Annotated in this window: 18 protein-coding genes; 7 read left to right on the forward strand and 11 right to left on the reverse strand. The window is 61.1% G+C overall.

All coding sequences use genetic code 11. The features are described from left to right. Positions 1-20: 20 nt before the first annotated feature. The 9 genes from nirJ to AF70_RS18730 form a co-directional block, all read right to left on the reverse strand. Positions 21-1199 (reverse strand): heme d1 biosynthesis radical SAM protein NirJ, encoded by a 1179-nt coding sequence (nirJ, locus tag AF70_RS18690; RefSeq protein ID WP_019649091.1) that lies wholly within the window; start codon positions 1197-1199, stop codon positions 21-23. A gap of 198 nt (positions 1200-1397) precedes the next feature. After that, the gene (locus AF70_RS18695) at positions 1398-1913 is read right to left on the reverse strand and encodes an Lrp/AsnC family transcriptional regulator (protein ID WP_018927776.1); all 516 of its coding nucleotides are present in this window, start codon (positions 1911-1913) and stop codon (positions 1398-1400) included. Further along, positions 1888-2331, reverse strand: coding sequence for an Lrp/AsnC family transcriptional regulator (locus tag AF70_RS18700; protein ID WP_019649090.1), 444 nt, complete (start codon positions 2329-2331; stop codon positions 1888-1890). Before AF70_RS18700 ends, AF70_RS18695 begins: the two co-directional genes overlap by 26 nt. Next, on the reverse strand, positions 2324-2839 hold the full coding sequence (locus AF70_RS18705) for an Lrp/AsnC family transcriptional regulator (protein ID WP_028940895.1): 516 nt from the start codon (positions 2837-2839) through the stop codon (positions 2324-2326). Before AF70_RS18705 ends, AF70_RS18700 begins: the two co-directional genes overlap by 8 nt. After that, positions 2836-3294, reverse strand: a complete 459-nt coding sequence (locus AF70_RS18710; RefSeq protein ID WP_028940894.1) for an Lrp/AsnC family transcriptional regulator — start codon at positions 3292-3294, stop codon at positions 2836-2838. Before AF70_RS18710 ends, AF70_RS18705 begins: the two co-directional genes overlap by 4 nt. 1 nt (position 3295) lies before the next feature. Next, positions 3296-4474 carry a cytochrome D1 domain-containing protein gene (locus AF70_RS18715; protein WP_028940893.1) on the reverse strand — a complete coding sequence of 393 codons (1179 nt, stop codon included), beginning with the start codon at positions 4472-4474 and terminating at the stop codon, positions 3296-3298. Further along, the gene (locus AF70_RS18720; RefSeq protein WP_018927781.1) at positions 4471-4797 is read right to left on the reverse strand and encodes a cytochrome c; all 327 of its coding nucleotides are present in this window, start codon (positions 4795-4797) and stop codon (positions 4471-4473) included. Before AF70_RS18720 ends, AF70_RS18715 begins: the two co-directional genes overlap by 4 nt. A 15-nt stretch (positions 4798-4812) precedes the next feature. Continuing rightward, positions 4813-5127 carry a c-type cytochrome gene (locus AF70_RS18725; protein WP_019649087.1) on the reverse strand — a complete coding sequence of 105 codons (315 nt, stop codon included), beginning with the start codon at positions 5125-5127 and terminating at the stop codon, positions 4813-4815. A 24-nt stretch (positions 5128-5151) separates the two neighbouring features. After that, entirely contained in the window at positions 5152-6843 is a 1692-nt protein-coding gene (locus tag AF70_RS18730; protein WP_028940892.1) for a nitrite reductase, read from the reverse strand. A 208-nt stretch (positions 6844-7051) separates the two neighbouring features. Here AF70_RS18730 and AF70_RS18735 point away from each other — a divergent pair, with 208 nt between their 5' ends. The 6 genes from AF70_RS18735 to AF70_RS18760 all read left to right on the forward strand — a co-directional run bounded on the left by AF70_RS18735 (position 7052) and on the right by AF70_RS18760 (position 12625). After that, entirely contained in the window at positions 7052-7834 is a 783-nt protein-coding gene (locus AF70_RS18735; RefSeq protein WP_371929206.1) for a CbbQ/NirQ/NorQ/GpvN family protein, read from the forward strand. Beyond that, the gene (locus tag AF70_RS18740) at positions 7818-8405 is read left to right on the forward strand and encodes a cytochrome c oxidase subunit 3 family protein (RefSeq protein WP_028940890.1); all 588 of its coding nucleotides are present in this window, start codon (positions 7818-7820) and stop codon (positions 8403-8405) included. The genes AF70_RS18735 and AF70_RS18740 overlap by 17 nt, the downstream gene beginning before the upstream one ends. A gap of 11 nt (positions 8406-8416) precedes the next feature. After that, positions 8417-8674 carry a cytochrome C oxidase subunit IV family protein gene (locus tag AF70_RS18745; protein WP_028940889.1) on the forward strand — a complete coding sequence of 86 codons (258 nt, stop codon included), beginning with the start codon at positions 8417-8419 and terminating at the stop codon, positions 8672-8674. A gap of 159 nt (positions 8675-8833) precedes the next feature. Continuing rightward, positions 8834-9274 carry a cytochrome c gene (locus AF70_RS18750; protein WP_018927787.1) on the forward strand — a complete coding sequence of 147 codons (441 nt, stop codon included), beginning with the start codon at positions 8834-8836 and terminating at the stop codon, positions 9272-9274. Between the two features lie 3 nt (positions 9275-9277). Then, positions 9278-10705 carry a cbb3-type cytochrome c oxidase subunit I gene (locus tag AF70_RS18755; protein ID WP_028940888.1) on the forward strand — a complete coding sequence of 476 codons (1428 nt, stop codon included), beginning with the start codon at positions 9278-9280 and terminating at the stop codon, positions 10703-10705. Positions 10706-10783: 78 nt separating this feature from the next. Continuing rightward, a complete protein-coding gene (locus AF70_RS18760) occupies positions 10784-12625 on the forward strand; it encodes a nitric oxide reductase activation protein NorD (RefSeq protein ID WP_028940887.1) in 1842 nt (613 codons plus the stop codon). 171 nt (positions 12626-12796) lie between these two features. Here AF70_RS18760 and AF70_RS29860 read toward each other — a convergent pair whose 3' ends face one another. Beyond that, positions 12797-12991: a hypothetical protein gene (locus tag AF70_RS29860; RefSeq protein ID WP_028940886.1), complete on the reverse strand. Its 195-nt coding sequence runs from the start codon at positions 12989-12991 to the stop codon at positions 12797-12799. Further along, a complete protein-coding gene (locus AF70_RS18765) occupies positions 12988-13671 on the reverse strand; it encodes a Crp/Fnr family transcriptional regulator (protein WP_018927791.1) in 684 nt (227 codons plus the stop codon). Before AF70_RS18765 ends, AF70_RS29860 begins: the two co-directional genes overlap by 4 nt. A gap of 596 nt (positions 13672-14267) precedes the next feature. On the opposite strand from AF70_RS18765, the gene AF70_RS18770 reads away from it, so the two are divergent. Next, complete coding sequence (locus AF70_RS18770) at positions 14268-15458, forward strand: NnrS family protein (protein ID WP_028940885.1); 1191 nt, start codon at positions 14268-14270, stop codon at positions 15456-15458. The last annotated feature ends 9 nt before the right edge of the window (positions 15459-15467 follow it).

Here is a 15467-nt window from a genome sequence, read left to right on the forward strand (position 1 = left end):
TGGCTCGCCAGGCGGGTGCTTCAGTGCATGACGCAAGGGATGGTCGTTAATGGTGGTATGCCGATTTCTTCATCGCTGAGGTGGCATCCGGGGTCCTGGCCCCAGAGATCACCTTCGGCCCAGGCGCGGGTGCGGGTATTGCCGTTGCAGATGCTTAGCCAGCGGCATTGAGCACAGCGGCCACCGACGGCCCGAGGATGCTCGCGCAGCTGCTGCAACAAGGCGTCCGGGCGGTCCAGCCACAGCGTGCGAAACGGCGTGCGCCGGACATTGCCCACCGAGTGCTGCCACCAATAGGTGTCGGGGTGCACTTCGCCGGTGTTGTCGATGTTGGCGATGCCGCTGCCCGAGGCGTTGCCGCCCCAGGCGCGGAGCATGTGTTCCAGGCGCCGGTAATGTTCGGGTAGATGCAGGCCCACCCATTGCAGCAAGAGAACCGCGTCGGCATCGTTGTTGCCGCTGACAAAATCGCTGTCGCGACCGTGCTGGATGTCCTCCCAGGCCCGTTTGAAGATCAGCGTCATCGCCTCGCGGCTCATCTGCTGCCGGGCGTCGAGCTGGCGGCTGCGTTTGCCGCGACCGCTGTAGTTGAGGTGTGATAGATAAAACTTTTGCACGTCGTACTCGCGCATCAACGCCAGCAGTTGGGGCAGCTGCGCATGGTTCTCCTGGGTCAGGGTGGTGCGCAGGCCTACGCGAATGCCCTGTTCGCGACAGAGCCGGATCGCCCGCATGGAACTGGCGAAGCTGCCCTTCAATTGGCGGAAGGCGTCATGGGTGGCTTCCAGGCCATCGATGCTGATCCCGACATAGTCGAAATTCGCTGCGCGGATCTGCGCGATGTTCTGCTCATCGATCAATGTGCCATTGGTGGACAACGCTACGAAGAAACCCTTGGCGCGGGCGTAGGCGCTGAGGACAAACAGATCGTCACGCAGCAGGGGTTCACCGCCGGAAAGAATCAATACCTTCACGCCGGCATCGTGCAGATCGTCGATCACCGTCAGCGCGGCGGGCGTATCCAGTTCGTCGCGAAAGACGCTGTCGGCGGACGTGGCGTAGCAGTGTTTGCAGGTCAGGTTGCAGCGCCTGAGCAGGTTCCAGATCACCACCGGCGGCCGGTTGCTGCCCGGTGGGCTGGTTCTGGGGGCGGGCACCTGGCCGGTCAGGGCACGCAGGTATTGGCTGATCCTCAACATGCAACTCTCCTTGAGTCAGGGTGTGTTCAGCGCGAAGCAATAAGCAAACGCAAGCCTGATGCCCGTAGCAGCTGTCGAGCTTGCGAGGCTGCGTTCGGCTGCGCAGCAGTCGTATAACCTGTGTGCAAGGTTTATCTGAAACACCGTATCGCCTGATTTCACGACTGCTTCGCAGCCGAACGCAGGCTTCGCCAGCTGCTACAAGGTATGCGTTGAACTGAGCGGCATTAAACGCACACCGGTTTTTTTCAGGATGCGACTGCTCACCAGCATCTCGTCGGCGACACAGGCGTCGCCCAGCAAGTAGCGCAGGTGTTCGCGGTAACTGTCGATTTCCTCGCGGCTGCGACCGTGCACCATGGCGAACAGGTTGTAGCGCCACGCAGTTCGTCGCGGGCGTCGATAACAGTGGCTGACAAAAGGCTGTGCGCCGATCAGCGCGCCGAGGCGCGGCATGTCGGTGTCGCGCACATCCCAAACGGTCATGCCGTTGTAGCGATAGCCCAGGCGATAGTGGTTGGGGACGGCGGCGATGCGCCGGATCGCGCCCTCGGCCTGCAAGCGCTTGAGCAGATCCAGGGTGGATTCGATGCTCAGGTCCAGCTGTTCGGCGAGCCAGGCCCACGGGTCGTCCAGCAGCGGCAGGCCGGCCTGGGTCAGTTCAATCAGCCGGTGTGCCAGTGTGTCTTCAGACCGGGAAGTACAGACCGACATGGTAAGTCTCCTCTTTAGGCAAGTTGAGCAGCGGCAAACCGGTCAGGGTTTCGATGTATTGCAAGGTTTCGGTGACGTCTTGTTCGGTCGCGCAGCCGAGCACGAACCACATGTTCCAGGCGTGTTCGCGTCGATAGTTGTGCGCCACTTCAGGCAGGGCATGCAGTTGCTCGGCGACCTCTTCGAACCGTTCTTCCGGCACGGCCAGCGCCGCGAGGGTGAAGGCGCCACCGAGGCGTTCGATGTCGAACATCGGACCGAAGCGCGTGAGTATTCCTTCACAGAGCAGTTCGTGGAGGCGGTGGAGCAATTCAGTACTGCTGCTGTCCAGTTCGCTGGCCAGCGCCTGCCAGGGGTTACGCACCAGTGGCAGGCCCAGTTGCAAGCGGTTGATCAACCGACGGTCAAGATCATCCATGGGGCTTGGTTCCCGTTGAGGAGGCGGCAAAGCGTCCGCCGCATTGTTTGAAGGCATGGGTGCTGAACAGCAGTTGATGGGGCAGGTCACTCAGCAAGTGTTCTTCCAGCAACGCCTGGATCTGCGCCTCGACCTGCGCGCGTTGGCGTCCGTGAACCATGCAGAACAGGTTGTAGCGCCACTGCGGCAGGCGCCGTGGCCGTTGATAGCAGAGGGTGATACCGGACGCTCGCCCCAGGCGCTGGCCGACTTCGTCGATCAGCGCGTCCGGAACATCCAGCACCAGCATGGCGTTGGCGGTAAAGCCCAGGGCGCGATGGTTGAGCACCAGGCCGACCCGGCGAAACAGCCCCTGTTCGTGCCACTGGTGCATCTGCGCGAGCACCTGGTTTTCGTCGGCGTTTATCCGTTCCGCGAGGGTTTGATAGGGGCGCGAAACACGCGGTAATCCGTCTTCCAGGTGCCTTCGTAAGGCTTGTGTCTGTTCGGGGCTCAATCCCGTCTTCATGGGCCTTCTCCCAAGGCAAAACCGAGGTCGATGCGGTAAGCGGTCAACATCGGCAGATCCAGCGGAACAAGGCCGGTTTCGTTCTCAAGTGCTTCGAGAACACGTTCGATGTGGGGGCGATCAGGCCCGGTCAGCACAAACCACAGGTTGTAGAAATGCTCCCGTGCGTAGTTGTGATTGACCTCGTGATACTGGCTGACGCACTCGGCGACCTGTTGCAGACGTTCGGCGGGCACGGCGAAGGCGGCGAGGGTGCTGGCCCCGGCGCGGCGGTGTTCGAACACCGGGCCGATCCGTGAGAGGGCGCCGGCCTGATCCATGGCGTCCAGACAAGCCATCACCTGGGCCTCGCGACAACCGAGAATCCGGGCCATCTCCTTGTAAGGTTCCGGGCACAACGGCATGCCGTGCTGGAAGCGGTCGATCAGTTGGCGGCTGAGCAGGTCGAGGTTCATTTCAATAGCCCATTTTCTGCGCGCGACTGCTAAAGAAGATGCCGCTCGGCGCGGTGGCGGGAAGGGTGCTCAGCTGCTTCAGGCTGTACGGATCCCAGACCTGAACCTGATCGCCATCGCGTAACGACAGCCACAACTGGTCGCCGCGCGCGGTGAATTCCATGTGCAGCACCGCCGGCCCCGGTCGCAGATCGGCGACTACGGCACGGGTTTCGGTGTCGATGACCTGGACCCGATCGTTGTCCGGGTAGGCGAAATTGACCCACAGTTGCCGACCGTCCGGCCGCGACGTGACGAACACCGGTTGGCCGGCCACCGGGATGACAGCGGTCTGCTGCCACGAGCGGGAATCCATCACCAGCACCTGATGACGGCCGACGGCGGGTACGAAGGCCTGGTTGTCGGCAACGGCCCAACCCTCTAGATGCGGCATCTTGTAGACGGGCAACTTCGCCTGGCCGCGTCCGTAATCACCGAGCACTCGCTGCACCCCGCGCTCGGGGTGCCAGAGGTCGAGTTGCGCCATGCCGTCTTCGCCGAACAGCCCAGCCATGTAATAGCGACCATCGGGGGTAATCAGCGCGTCATAGGGTTGCTGGCCGATGCCGGTGAAGCGGCTGATCTGCGGCGTGTTGCCTTGACTGAAATTCGCGCTCCAGATCTCGCCGGTATCGAACAGGCTGAACACAAAACGCTGACCGGGCGCGTCGACCAGGCCGACCACCCGTGAGCGTTTGCTGCCATCGGCGAGCGGTGTCGCGGGAATATCGGCCACCTGTTGCAGAGTGACGGCATCGAACACCTTCACGCCGCCGGGCACGTAGTTGGAGACTGCGATCAACTTGCCGTCCTGACTGATGGCGCCGCCGATGCTGTTGCCGCCCTGGATGACGCGATGGTCGATGCGTTGGGTCAGCAGGTCAATTTTGCTCAACCCGCCGTCGCGGCCGAACACATAGGCATAACGCTGGTCGCGGGAAAACACCACCGAGGCATGGGACAGATCGCCGAAGCCCTCGAGGCGGGCCAGCGCGGTGTGGGTAGCGCTTTCGATGATTTGCACGCTGCCGGTGGCGCGCTCCACCACCACGCCCAGATCGCCGGTACCACGCAAAGGTGACTGAGCGCAGGCGGACAACAACAGCCCGGTCGCCGCTAAAAGCAGGGTTGAACGGATCATGGTGCGGGATATCCCTGGAGAAGAAGATCGACCAGCCAACGGATGTCGTCCGGGCTGAGCAACGGGGCCCAACCGGGCATCGCGGTGCCGGGGCGACCTTGGGTGACGGTGGCGATCAGGCTGTCGCGGGACTTGCCTGCCAGCGTTGCGCGCGTCAGGTCGGGACCCAGCCCGCCGGTCATGTGCAGTCCATGGCAGGCGCCGCAATCCTGGGCCAGCAGGTGCTCGAGTTGTGCCTGACGCTTGGCGTTCGGCGCCGCAACCGAGGTCGCGCAAAAAAGGAGGAGGGCCGCCAGAACCACTGCGTGTCGATGAACCATCATGGCGCCCTCCGTTGGCTATTTGAGACTCAGGACCCAAGTTGCAAGTGTCTTCGCTTCATCATCCGTCACCGGGTTGGCCGGCATTGGTATCGGGCCCCAGTTGCCTTGCGTACCGTTCTTGATGTGGTTGGCCAGGGTGTCGACGGCCTCGGGTACGCCAGCGTTCTTGGCCGCGACATCCTTGAGCGCCGGGCCGACAAGCTTGGTGTCGATGGAATGGCAGGCGGCGCAGGGTTTGCTCTTGAACAGTTCCTGCGCATCTTGGGCCACAACCGGCTGCACGCTCAGCGCAGCGGTCAGGGCGAACAGTGAAAGCAGAGTATTTTTCATGGTCGTTCCTTGCATTGATGGAGCTCAATAAATGTCGTGTTGGGTGTTGTAGACATTGAATTTCCCGGTGGGGGTAATCAGGCGTTTGTCCTTGATCACCGATTTGAGCTTCAGCGTTTTGTCGTCGATCACCACCAGTGCCGACTCCTCTGATTGACCGCTCCACACGGAGAACCAGACCTCATCGCCGGCCTTGTTGTATTCCGGCTGCACGACCCGCATGGCGCCTTGCTTGATGCCGGCATACTCGGCGATGGGCAGCACGGTGTAGCCGGCGTCGAGTTTGTCGAGGTTGAACACCGCCACCGACTGGCTCAGCTTGGCGTCCGGGTTGAGGGTGGTGTCGACATACAGGTGGCGCGAGTTGGGGTGGGTTTTGATGAACAACGAACCGCCGCCCTGGCCCTTGAGCGAGGCGACCTGTTTCCAGGCGTATTGCGGGTGTTTGGCCGGGTCGGTACCGATCAGCGAGATACCGTCGTCTCCCAGGTGGCTGGTGGCCCAGACCGGGCCGTAGACAGGATGATCAAAGTTGGCGCCACGACCCGGGTGAGGGGTTTTGCCGACGTCCACCAGGGCGGCCAACCTGCGATCCTTGGAGTCGATCACGGCGACTTTGTTGGAGTTGTTGGCGGCGGTCATGAAATAGCGATGGGTGCTGTCCCAACCGCCGTCATGCAGGAAGGGGGCAGCATCGATGTAGGTGATGGTGAGGTTTTTGATGTCCTGGTAATTGACCAGCATGACCTTGCCGGTTTCCTTGACGTTGACGATGAACTCCGGCCATTCGTGGGAGGCGATGATCGCCGCGACCCGGGGTTCCGGGTGATATTCCTGCTTGTCGACAGTCATGCCGCGGGTCGAGACGATCTGTTTGGGCTCCAGGGTTTCGCCATCCATGATGGTGAATTGTGGTGGCCAATAGGAGCCGGCGACCGTGTATTTGTCTTCGTAACCCTTGAACTTGGAGGTCTCCACCGAGCGCGCCTCGATGCCCACTTTGACCTCGGCGACCTTGGTCGGCTCCACCGGCCACAGGTCGATCATGTCGATCCGGGCGTCTCGACCAATCACCAGCAGGTAGCGACCGGAGGCAGAAATGCGCGAGATGTGCACCGCGTAACCGGTCTCGATCAGCTTGACGATTTTCTTGCTGTCACCGTCGATCAGGGCAATCTTGCCGTCATCGCGCAACGTCACCGAAAACAGGTTCGGCAGATTGAGTTTGCTCAGTTGCTTCTTCGGACGATCCTCGGGCTTGACCAGCACTTTCCAGGTTTTCAGCGTCTCGGCCATGCCCCATTCCGGTGGTGTGGGCGGTGTGTGCTGAATGAACTTGGCCATGGCCGTGATCTGATCCTTGGTCAGTGCATTCGATGTTCCCCAGTTCGGCATGCCCGCTGGTGAACCGAAGGTAATCAACGCCTCCAGATACGGTTGGCCGCGAGACTGGGTGATGTCCGGCGTCAGTGGTTTACCCGTGGCGCCTTTGCGCAGCACGCCGTGGCAGCCGGCGCAGCGCTGGAAGTAGATTTCCTTGGACGCGTCGAACTCGGCCTGACTCATGTCGGGCGCTCCGGCGGTTTTGACCATCAGCGGGCTGGCAGCAGCAGCAGCGGGCTCGTCGGCCCGGGCCGCATGAGTCACCGCAAGGGCCAGCGCCGAACACAGTGTGGCGACAGTCAGAGCAAACGTTTTTCTATTGCTGATCAGCATTCCATTTCTCCTCAGGCAAGACCTTTGCGATGTGCTGGAACGGCAGCGCAGAACGCAGGTTCTTAGTGCCGTGCAAGGCTATGCCCGAGCAGGCCAATGCTTGCTTGACCGCGATCAAGTTTGCCGGCCATGTCACTTGCCAGGTTGTCGCAGGCGCCCGTAGCGTGTGGCTTGAATCCGCTTTTGGAACAGACAGCCCATGGACCGAATCCAGTCTTGCGAACCCTTCTATCAACCGCTCAATAATGAGGAGGCGCTGTTCGAGCAGGCCTGGCGACACGGCATGCCGGTGCTGATCAAAGGCCCGACGGGGTGTGGCAAGACCCGTTTCGTCCAGCACATGGCCCATCGGCTGAAGCTGCCGCTGTACACCGTGGCTTGCCATGACGACCTGAGTGCCGCCGACCTGATTGGCCGTCATCTGATTGGCGCCCAAGGCACCTGGTGGCAGGACGGGCCGCTGACCCGCGCGGTGCGTGAAGGCGGCATTTGTTATCTGGACGAAGTGGTCGAGGCGCGGCAGGACACTGTGGTCGTACTGCACCCACTGGCCGATGATCGTCGCGAGTTGTTCCTGGAACGCATCGGCGAAGTGTTGCAGGCGCCGTCCTCATTCATGCTGGTCGTGTCGTACAACCCCGGCTACCAGAACCTGCTCAAAGGCATGAAACCCAGCACCCGACAACGTTTCGTGGCGATGCGTTTCGGCTATCCACCGGTGGCGGATGAAGAGCGCATCGTCGCCAGGGAGGCTCAGGTGGACAGCGCGTTGGCGGCGCAAGTGGTCAGGCTGGGGCAGGCCCTGCGAAGGCTGGATCAACATGATCTTGAGGAAGTCGCCTCGACGCGGCTGTTGATTTTTACCGCGCGAATGATCCGCTCCGGCATGAGCCCGCGTGAAGCGTGCATGGCTTGCCTGGCCGAGCCGCTGAGCGATGATCCGCTGACGGTTGCGGCGCTGATGGGCGTGGTTGATGTCCACTTCGGCTGAGTCCAGCGGCGTTGCGCGTGGCCACCTGCCGGGCGATCTGGCGATGTGGTTTTTCATTTTGGCCGAGTTGTCGGTGTTCGCCATCCTGATTCTGGCGTTCGCCGTGACCCAGGCACTCAAGCCGCAGTTGTTTGGTGAAAGCCGTCAATTGCTCAACACCTCTACCGGCCTGGCGATGACCCTGAGCCTGCTCACCGCCGGGCTGTTCGCCGCGCTGGCTCAGGAGCAAGTCAGGCGTTCCCGGTCCCGCCACGGCGCCGTACTTCTGCTGGCCGCGTTGCTTGCCGGCAGCGTCTACGTGGTGTTGAAACTTACCGAATACCGGCACTTGCTGGCCTCGGGGCTGGGCATGGAGCACAACACGTTTTTCACCCTCTACTGGATCCTCACCGGTTTTCATTTTCTCCATGTATTGCTCGGCATGGTCATTCTCGGATGGCTGGCCGAGCGCTGCCGTCGAGGCCAGTACAACGCCGCCAACCGCAGCGGGTTTGAATCGGGCGTGCTGTATTGGCACATGGTCGATCTGATCTGGGTCGTGCTGTTTCCGCTGGTGTACGTGCTGAATTGACGGAGGTTCTGATGTCGGCTTCCAGGTTGTTGCTCGTCTGCTGGGCAGCGTTGGCCACATTAAGCGTGTGCACCGTTGTGTTGTCACAAGTCGGCGCGACGTGGCTGTTGTCCATTGCCATTTTGCTGGTGGCGGTTGGCAAGGCCTGGCTGATCACCGATGGCTTCATGGAGATGCGCCATGCGCCGCGATTGTGGCGCCGGTTGATGGTGAGCTGGGCGCTGGTGTTGGCGGCCGTTGTGGGGCTGACGCTGCTGTCGATCGGCTAACCAATCCATGTAGCAGCTGGCGAAGCCTGCTGCTACATGGACCGAGTACGACTTAAGCGTATTACCCGACCAAAACCATCTGCCTTTCTTGATCGCCATCAAGCAGGTTTTACCCCCTCGCTTTCTATCATGGGCACGCCAAGCAAAGAGGAAGCGACCATGTCAGAGACCTTCACCAAAGGCATGGCCAGGAATATCTACTTCGGGGGAAGCGTCTTTTTCTTCCTGATATTCCTGGCCTTGACCTATCACACGGAACAGACCTTTCCAGTGCGCAGCAACGAAGCGCAGTTAACCGAATCAGTGATTCGCGGCAAGACGGTCTGGGAGCAAAACAACTGCGTCGGCTGCCACACGTTGCTGGGCGAGGGCGCCTACTTTGCGCCAGAGCTGGGCAACGTATTCCAGCGGCGCGGCGGGGAGGAGGGCTTTAAACCTTTTCTACATGCCTGGATGAAAATGCAGCCGCTGGGCGTACCGGGCCGACGAGCGATGCCGCAGTTCAAGTTGAGCGAGCAAGAGGTGGATGACATCGCCGAGTTCCTCAAATGGAGCTCGAACATCAACACCAATGGCTGGCCGCCAAACAAGGAGGGCTAAGAGATGAGCATCGCTAATCCGCATCTGAAATTCGCCTCGCAAGCCGTGGCCAAACCGTACTTCGTGTTTGCCCTGATGCTGTTTCTCGGTCAGGTGCTGTTCGGTTTGATCATGGGGGTGCAATACGTGATCGGAGACTTTCTGTTCCCGATCATTCCCTTCAACGTGGCGCGGATGGTGCACACCAATCTGCTGATCGTCTGGTTGCTGTTCGGCTTCATGGGCGCCGCCTATTACCTGATTCCGGAAGAGGCCGACCGCGAACTGCACAGCCCGAAGCTGGCGATCATTCTGTTCTGGGTATTCGCCGCTGCTGGTGTGCTGACGATTCTCGGCTATCTGCTGGTGCCTTATGCGGGCCTGGCCAAATTGACGCATAACGAGCTGCTGCCGACCATGGGCCGGGAGTTCCTGGAGCAGCCGACCATCACCAAGATGGGCATTGTGGTGGTGTGCCTGGGCTTTCTCTACAACATCGGCATGACCTTGCTCAAAGGTCGCAAGACCACCGTCAGCAAGGTGATGATGACCGGGTTGATCGGCCTTGCGGTGTTCTTCCTGTTCTCCTTCTACAACCCCGGTAATCTGGCCCGCGACAAGTTCTACTGGTGGTGGGTGGTGCATCTTTGGGTGGAAGGCGTGTGGGAACTGATCATGGGCTCGATGCTCGCCTTCGTGCTGATCAAGATCACCGGTGTCGACCGGGAAGTCGTGGAGAAATGGCTCTACGTGATCATCGCCATGGCGCTGATTACCGGGATCATCGGCACCGGTCACCACTTCTTCTGGATCGGTGCGCCCGAGGTCTGGCTGTGGGTCGGCTCGATCTTCTCCGCATTCGAACCGCTGCCGTTCCTGGCCATGGTGATCTTTGCCTTCAGCATGGTGAAGAACCGTCGTCGGCAACACCCGAACCGTGCCGCCACGCTGTGGGCCAAGGGCACCACAGTCACGGCGTTCTTCGGTGCGGGTGTCTGGGGCTTTCTGCATACCCTGGCGCCGGTCAACTTCTACACCCACGGTTCGCAATTGACGGCAGCGCACGGTCACCTGGCTTTCTACGGTGCTTACGCGATGATCGTGATGACCTTGATCAGCTACGCCATGCCACGCCTGCGCGGGCTGGGTGAAGCGGGTGACGAGCGTTCACAGACCCTCGAAGTCTGGGGCTTCTGGTTAATGACCCTGTCGATGGTGATGATCACGCTGTTCCTCACCGCGGCCGGTGTCGTACAGGTTTACCTGCAACGCTGGCAGGCCGATGGGATCGCATTGCCATTCATGGCCACGGTCGAACATCTGCAAGTGCTGTTCTGGGCGCGTCTGGGTGCCGGTATCGGCTTCTTCGCCGGGCTGCTCTGTTACCTGTTCAGCTTCAAGCAACGTGGCCGCGCAGCCTTGCGCGCTCCGGCTGCGGTTGTGCCTTCATGAACGAGTGCAATAGCTAGAAAAGGTCGGCCCGGCTGATACAGCGGGCCGTTTTTTTGGTTTCCAGCAAGGGCAAGCATCATGGCGTTTACCGTCGAACTGGAAGAGTGGGTTGGCAGTGTCTGGCATCGTTTCATCACCCGGCGCGCCAGCCCTGATTTCCCCGAAGCACGGGTTGAACTGGCCAGCCAGCAACGCCCGCTGGCGCTGTTGTTCCGCGCCATGGGCGGTGCCAATGGCGTCGGTGTGGAAGCCGCCAGCGACCGCGATCTGCTGCTGCGGCGCAACCTGTTGCAGCAAATCGCCGGCACCTGCAAGCAAGTGCCACTGGCATGGTGCGACGCGACTAACCTAAGACTGCCGTCAAGCCTGGCGGTGTTTCCCGAAGTGGCACTGAATGAGGAACTCTATCGCTGGCTCGCGTTGCTGGCGGCACAGGCCGGGCCGATGCGCCACTGGGGCCGGGACAATCAACGCTGGACGCAACAGCTGCTGCGACGCTATCCCGCGCTGCGTGTTCGTTACCAACGACTAGTCGATGCCCATCTGCAATTGCGCCCCGATCCGGCCTCGTTGAACGGCAGCGAAGCGGCACTGGAACGGGCGTTATGCCAGGCGTTGCGCGAGCCCGGCAGTGTCGAGCACTTTCCCCGTAGCGAACGGACCGCGTGGCCGCTGCCGCTGTGGTTGTACCCGCCGCAACACCTCGCCAGCCCCCAGGCTGCCGATCTGGGCGATGAATCCGAAGAGTCGTTGACCACGCCACCCGGCGAGCAGAAAGGCGGGCGTAAACGCGCGACGCGGATCGATGAAAGCACCCGCGATGGCGGGCTGTTGGTGGTGCGTCTGGAGAACCTGTTCAGCTGGACCGAGCACGTGGATCTGGATCGCTGGTCGGATGACAGCGAAGACCCGGATGCTGCCCGAGTCGCCGACGACCTGGATGAGTTGACGCTGTCGCGCACACGCCTGCGCAAGGGTGGCGGTCTAAAGCTGCATCTGGATCTACCACCGGCCGATGTCGACGATATTCCCCTCGGCGAGGGCATCAAGTTGCCGGAGTGGGACTATCGCAAACAACGGATGCAGGACAGCTTCGTCAACCTGCAAATGCTGGTGCCCCGCGACTGTGAGGCGCAGCCGCTGCCGCTACGCCTGAAGGCCTCGGCGCACCGTTTGCGGCGTCAGTTCGAGCACCTGCGCAATGATCGTCAATGGTTACGCCAACAACCTCAGGGGGCAGAGCTGGACATGCAGGCCTGGCTGGATTTTCACGTTGAGCGCGAGCATGGCCAGTGCGCCGAACGCGGTTTGTTCATGGAGCAGCGGCAGACTCGCCGCGACCTGGCGTGCCTGTTGCTGGCCGACGTGTCGATGTCCACCGACGCCCATCTGAACGATGAGCATCGTGTTATCGACGTCATCCGCGACAGCCTGCTGCTGTTCGGCGAAACCTTGTCGGTGCTGGGTGATGATTTCGCCCTGTACGGGTTTTCCTCGTTGCGTCGTCAGCAAGTGCGCATGCAGGAACTCAAGTCGTTCATCCAGCGTTATGACGACACCACCCGAGGTCGTATTCAAGGTCTCAAACCGGGGTATTACACACGCATGGGGGCTGCCATTCGCCAGGCCACGCAACTATTGGGCACGAGCAAGCGGCGCAGCAAACTGTTGCTGCTGCTGACGGATGGCAAACCGAATGATCTGGATCTGTATGAAGGGCGCTACGGTGTCGAGGACACCCGCGAAGCGGTGCTGGAGGCACGGCGTCAGGGGCTGACGCCGTTCTGTATCACGATCGATCGCGAGGCCGGGGATTACCTGCCGTACATGTTCGGCGCCAATGGCTACACCTTGATCCGCCAGCCCGAACAACTGCCCCTGCGCTTGCCGCAGTTGTACCGCCAGCTGACCCAACTGTGATGTCCTTGACCACCTGCGCCCCTGTAGCAGCTGCCGAAGGCTGCGTTCGGCTGCGCAGCAGTCGCAAAACCATACAACGCGGTGTTTCAGTCGTACCGTGGGCTCAGGATTTACGACTGCTGCGCAGCCGAACGCAGGCTGCGCCAGCTGCTACAGGGATAAGTGCGATCTTCAGCTGCGCGGCAACCAGAAAAACATCACCACGCAAAAGACCGTCAGGCCAACGCAGAACCACATGAATCGGCGCTGCCGACGTTCCCCGGCGTATTCGGCTAGTGCTGGCAGGGGCATGCCGCATTGGTGGCACTCGGTTTCTTGTGAAAGGTTGGCATGTTGGCAATACAGGCAGACGGGCATGGCACTCACTCGAACTGTTCCAGGCGCAGACGATCAAGAATGGCGATCTGACGGCCGTCCTGAGTGATGATGTTTTCATCGATCAAGCGGCGGATGATTCGCGAAAAGGTTTCTGGCTGGATCGACAGATGCCCGGCAATCAGTTGCTTGGCCATCGGCAGTTCGAATTGGCAGTCAACGGTTTGCTGGCGCACCAGTTGCGTCAGCAGATAACGCACGACCCGGTGGGTGGCGTTTTTCAGCGACAGGGTTTCGATTTCGTTGACCCGTTGATGTAAGCGAACGCAGAGCTTGCCCAGTAGTGCGAAGGTCAACCGACTATTGCTCTGCAGCAGGCGCATGTAGGTGCTGTTGGATAAACGATAGAGCTGGGTGGGGCAGATCGCTTCGGCCGAGGCCACATAGTTTGGGGTGTCCATCAGCATCATCGCCTCGGCGAAGGTTTGCCGCTCGCTGATGACCTCGAACACTTTCTCCTGCCCATCCGGTGTCAGCCGGTAGATTTTTACCGCGCCGGCAATCACGAAGTAGAACGCATCGGCCGGCTCGCCCTGACGGAACAACGGCTCGCCTTTGTCGATGCTCAGCAATTGGCTGGTACTCATCAATTCGTCCAGCTGTTCTTCGTTCAACGGCTCGAACAGATGATGACTGCGCAGAATCTGGTGATGGACGCGGTGAAGCACCATGAGAATTCATCCTGAAGATTGAGAAGGGGGCTGGCGATCAAGTCAGACGAGGCCCAGGGAAACGCCGCTGGCTACGGCCAGGATTGAGGTCAACACCACGAACCAGGCCAGTGGCTGGATGACTTTTTTCATGACGACTCCGGGTAATCGAGAGGGATCCAGGGTTTCTGTAAGGTTGCCCATGCTGAGCAAGACGCGGGCCAGGCCCGGAGGCCTTTGTTTAGTGGGGTTCTCAGGTGTGAGGGTAAAAAAGACTATGCTGCCTGGGGTGTAAATAACCATTAAAGGGTCATTTCTACCCTGAGCCGATCACCCCGTGGCGAGGGGGCTCGCCCCCGTTCGGCTGCGCAGCAGTCGTAAAACTGGCTGATGGGTTCTATATGACGCGTCGCGGATGCTGGTTTCAGGAGCGCTTCGCACTCCAACGGGGGCAAGCCCCCTCGCCACCGGGGTTCGAATGAGTATCGAGGCACGCCCCTTGCACACTTGATCTGCGACAACGGCAATGGATCGGTAATACCCGATGATTGCCCCTGGATTTACCTCGGCGCCTGCGGGTTGGTGTCAGGTCAGCAACAAGGTAGAGGAGTGGTTTTATGCAAGTGCTTGACCGCCGTAAAGCGATGGCAATCACGCCGCTGTTTCGGCTGGCCTTTCGGCCATTTTTCCTCGCCGGTTGCCTTTTGGCAGTGCTGGTCATTCCACTCTGGCTGGCGGCCTTCAGTGGTTCGATTTCCAACTGGCAGCCGGCGGGCGGTTGGCTGGGCTGGCATCGGCATGAATTGCTGTTCGGGTTCGGGTTGGCGATTATCGCGGGCTTTCTGTTGACGGCGGTGCAGACCTGGACCGGTCGTCCCGGCCTCAGCAGCAAACCGTTGGCCGCGCTGGCGTTGCTGTGGTTGTTGGCGCGGGTGGCCTGGCTGGCCAATGCGCCATGGCCGTTGCTCGCCGTGCTGGAACTGGCGTTCCCGTTGGCGGTGGCGGTACTCATGGGCTTCACCTTGTGGAAAGTGCGGCAGAAACGTAACTACCCGATTGTGGTGGTCTTGATGTTATTGGCCTTGGCTGACGGGTTGTCTCTGTACGGCCTGGTCGAGGGGCATGAAGGCTGGCAGCGCCAGGGCGTACTGAGCGGCCTCTGGCTGGTGGCGGCGATGATGGGGTTGATCGGCGGGCGGGTCATTCCGTTCTTCACCCAGCGCGGCCTTGGTCGGGTGGACGGCGTTGCCGCCTGGCCCTGGCTGGATCGCCTGCTGTTGGTCGGTTCGCCGCTGGTGGCGTTGTTGTATGCCGCAGGACCTGCGCTCGCCCCCAATGTCTGGGTGGGCCTGCTGTTCGCGGTGCTGGCGGCAGGGCATCTGGTGCGCCTGGTGCGCTGGCATGACCGGGCACTCTGGCGCGTGCCGTTGTTGTGGTCGCTGCATCTGGCCTATGGCTGGCTGGCGGTGGCGTGTCTCGTGATGGCGCTGTGGCATTTCGGTGTGCCGGTTAACCCGAGTCTGGCGGTGCATTGCCTGACCATAGGGGCCATGGCTGGCCTGGTGCTGGCGATGATCGCGCGGGTCAGCCTCGGCCACACCGGTCGCCCCCTGGAACCGCCCTCGGGCATGACCCTGGCGTTCATTTTGCTCAACCTGGCGTGTCTGAGCCGGGTGGTGTTGATCCTGTTCTTGCCGTTGGCCGCATTGTGGCTGGCCGGTCTGTGCTGGGCGCTGGCGTTTGCGCTGTATGCCTGGCGCTATGGGCCGATGCTGCTGCGGGCCCGGGTTGACGGTCATCCGGGATGAGGACGCACA

Origin of the sequence: Pseudomonas sp. KD5 (assembly GCF_012932895.1) — a bacterium.
GTDB lineage: Bacteria > Pseudomonadota > Gammaproteobacteria > Pseudomonadales > Pseudomonadaceae > Aquipseudomonas.

Bases quoted from the DNA above. Each gene is read 5' to 3' on its own strand.
- AF70_RS18740 (WP_028940890.1), top strand. From the start codon at position 7,818: ATGTCCACTTCGGCTGAGTCCAGCGGCGTTGCGCGTGGCCACCTGCCG.
- AF70_RS18695 (WP_018927776.1), bottom strand. From the start codon at position 1,913: ATGTCGGTCTGTACTTCCCGGTCTGAAGACACACTGGCACACCGGCTG.
- AF70_RS18765 (WP_018927791.1), bottom strand. From the start codon at position 13,671: ATGGTGCTTCACCGCGTCCATCACCAGATTCTGCGCAGTCATCATCTG.
- AF70_RS18745 (WP_028940889.1), top strand. From the start codon at position 8,417: ATGTCGGCTTCCAGGTTGTTGCTCGTCTGCTGGGCAGCGTTGGCCACA.
- nirJ (WP_019649091.1), bottom strand. From the start codon at position 1,199: ATGTTGAGGATCAGCCAATACCTGCGTGCCCTGACCGGCCAGGTGCCC.
- AF70_RS18710 (WP_028940894.1), bottom strand. From the start codon at position 3,294: ATGAACCTCGACCTGCTCAGCCGCCAACTGATCGACCGCTTCCAGCAC.
- AF70_RS18720 (WP_018927781.1), bottom strand. From the start codon at position 4,797: ATGATGGTTCATCGACACGCAGTGGTTCTGGCGGCCCTCCTCCTTTTT.
- AF70_RS18705 (WP_028940895.1), bottom strand. From the start codon at position 2,839: ATGAAGACGGGATTGAGCCCCGAACAGACACAAGCCTTACGAAGGCAC.
- AF70_RS18760 (WP_028940887.1), top strand. From the start codon at position 10,784: ATGGCGTTTACCGTCGAACTGGAAGAGTGGGTTGGCAGTGTCTGGCAT.
- AF70_RS18725 (WP_019649087.1), bottom strand. From the start codon at position 5,127: ATGAAAAATACTCTGCTTTCACTGTTCGCCCTGACCGCTGCGCTGAGC.
- AF70_RS18770 (WP_028940885.1), top strand. From the start codon at position 14,268: ATGCAAGTGCTTGACCGCCGTAAAGCGATGGCAATCACGCCGCTGTTT.
- AF70_RS18755 (WP_028940888.1), top strand. From the start codon at position 9,278: ATGAGCATCGCTAATCCGCATCTGAAATTCGCCTCGCAAGCCGTGGCC.
- AF70_RS18750 (WP_018927787.1), top strand. From the start codon at position 8,834: ATGTCAGAGACCTTCACCAAAGGCATGGCCAGGAATATCTACTTCGGG.
- AF70_RS18715 (WP_028940893.1), bottom strand. From the start codon at position 4,474: ATGATCCGTTCAACCCTGCTTTTAGCGGCGACCGGGCTGTTGTTGTCC.
- AF70_RS18730 (WP_028940892.1), bottom strand. From the start codon at position 6,843: ATGCTGATCAGCAATAGAAAAACGTTTGCTCTGACTGTCGCCACACTG.
- AF70_RS18700 (WP_019649090.1), bottom strand. From the start codon at position 2,331: ATGGATGATCTTGACCGTCGGTTGATCAACCGCTTGCAACTGGGCCTG.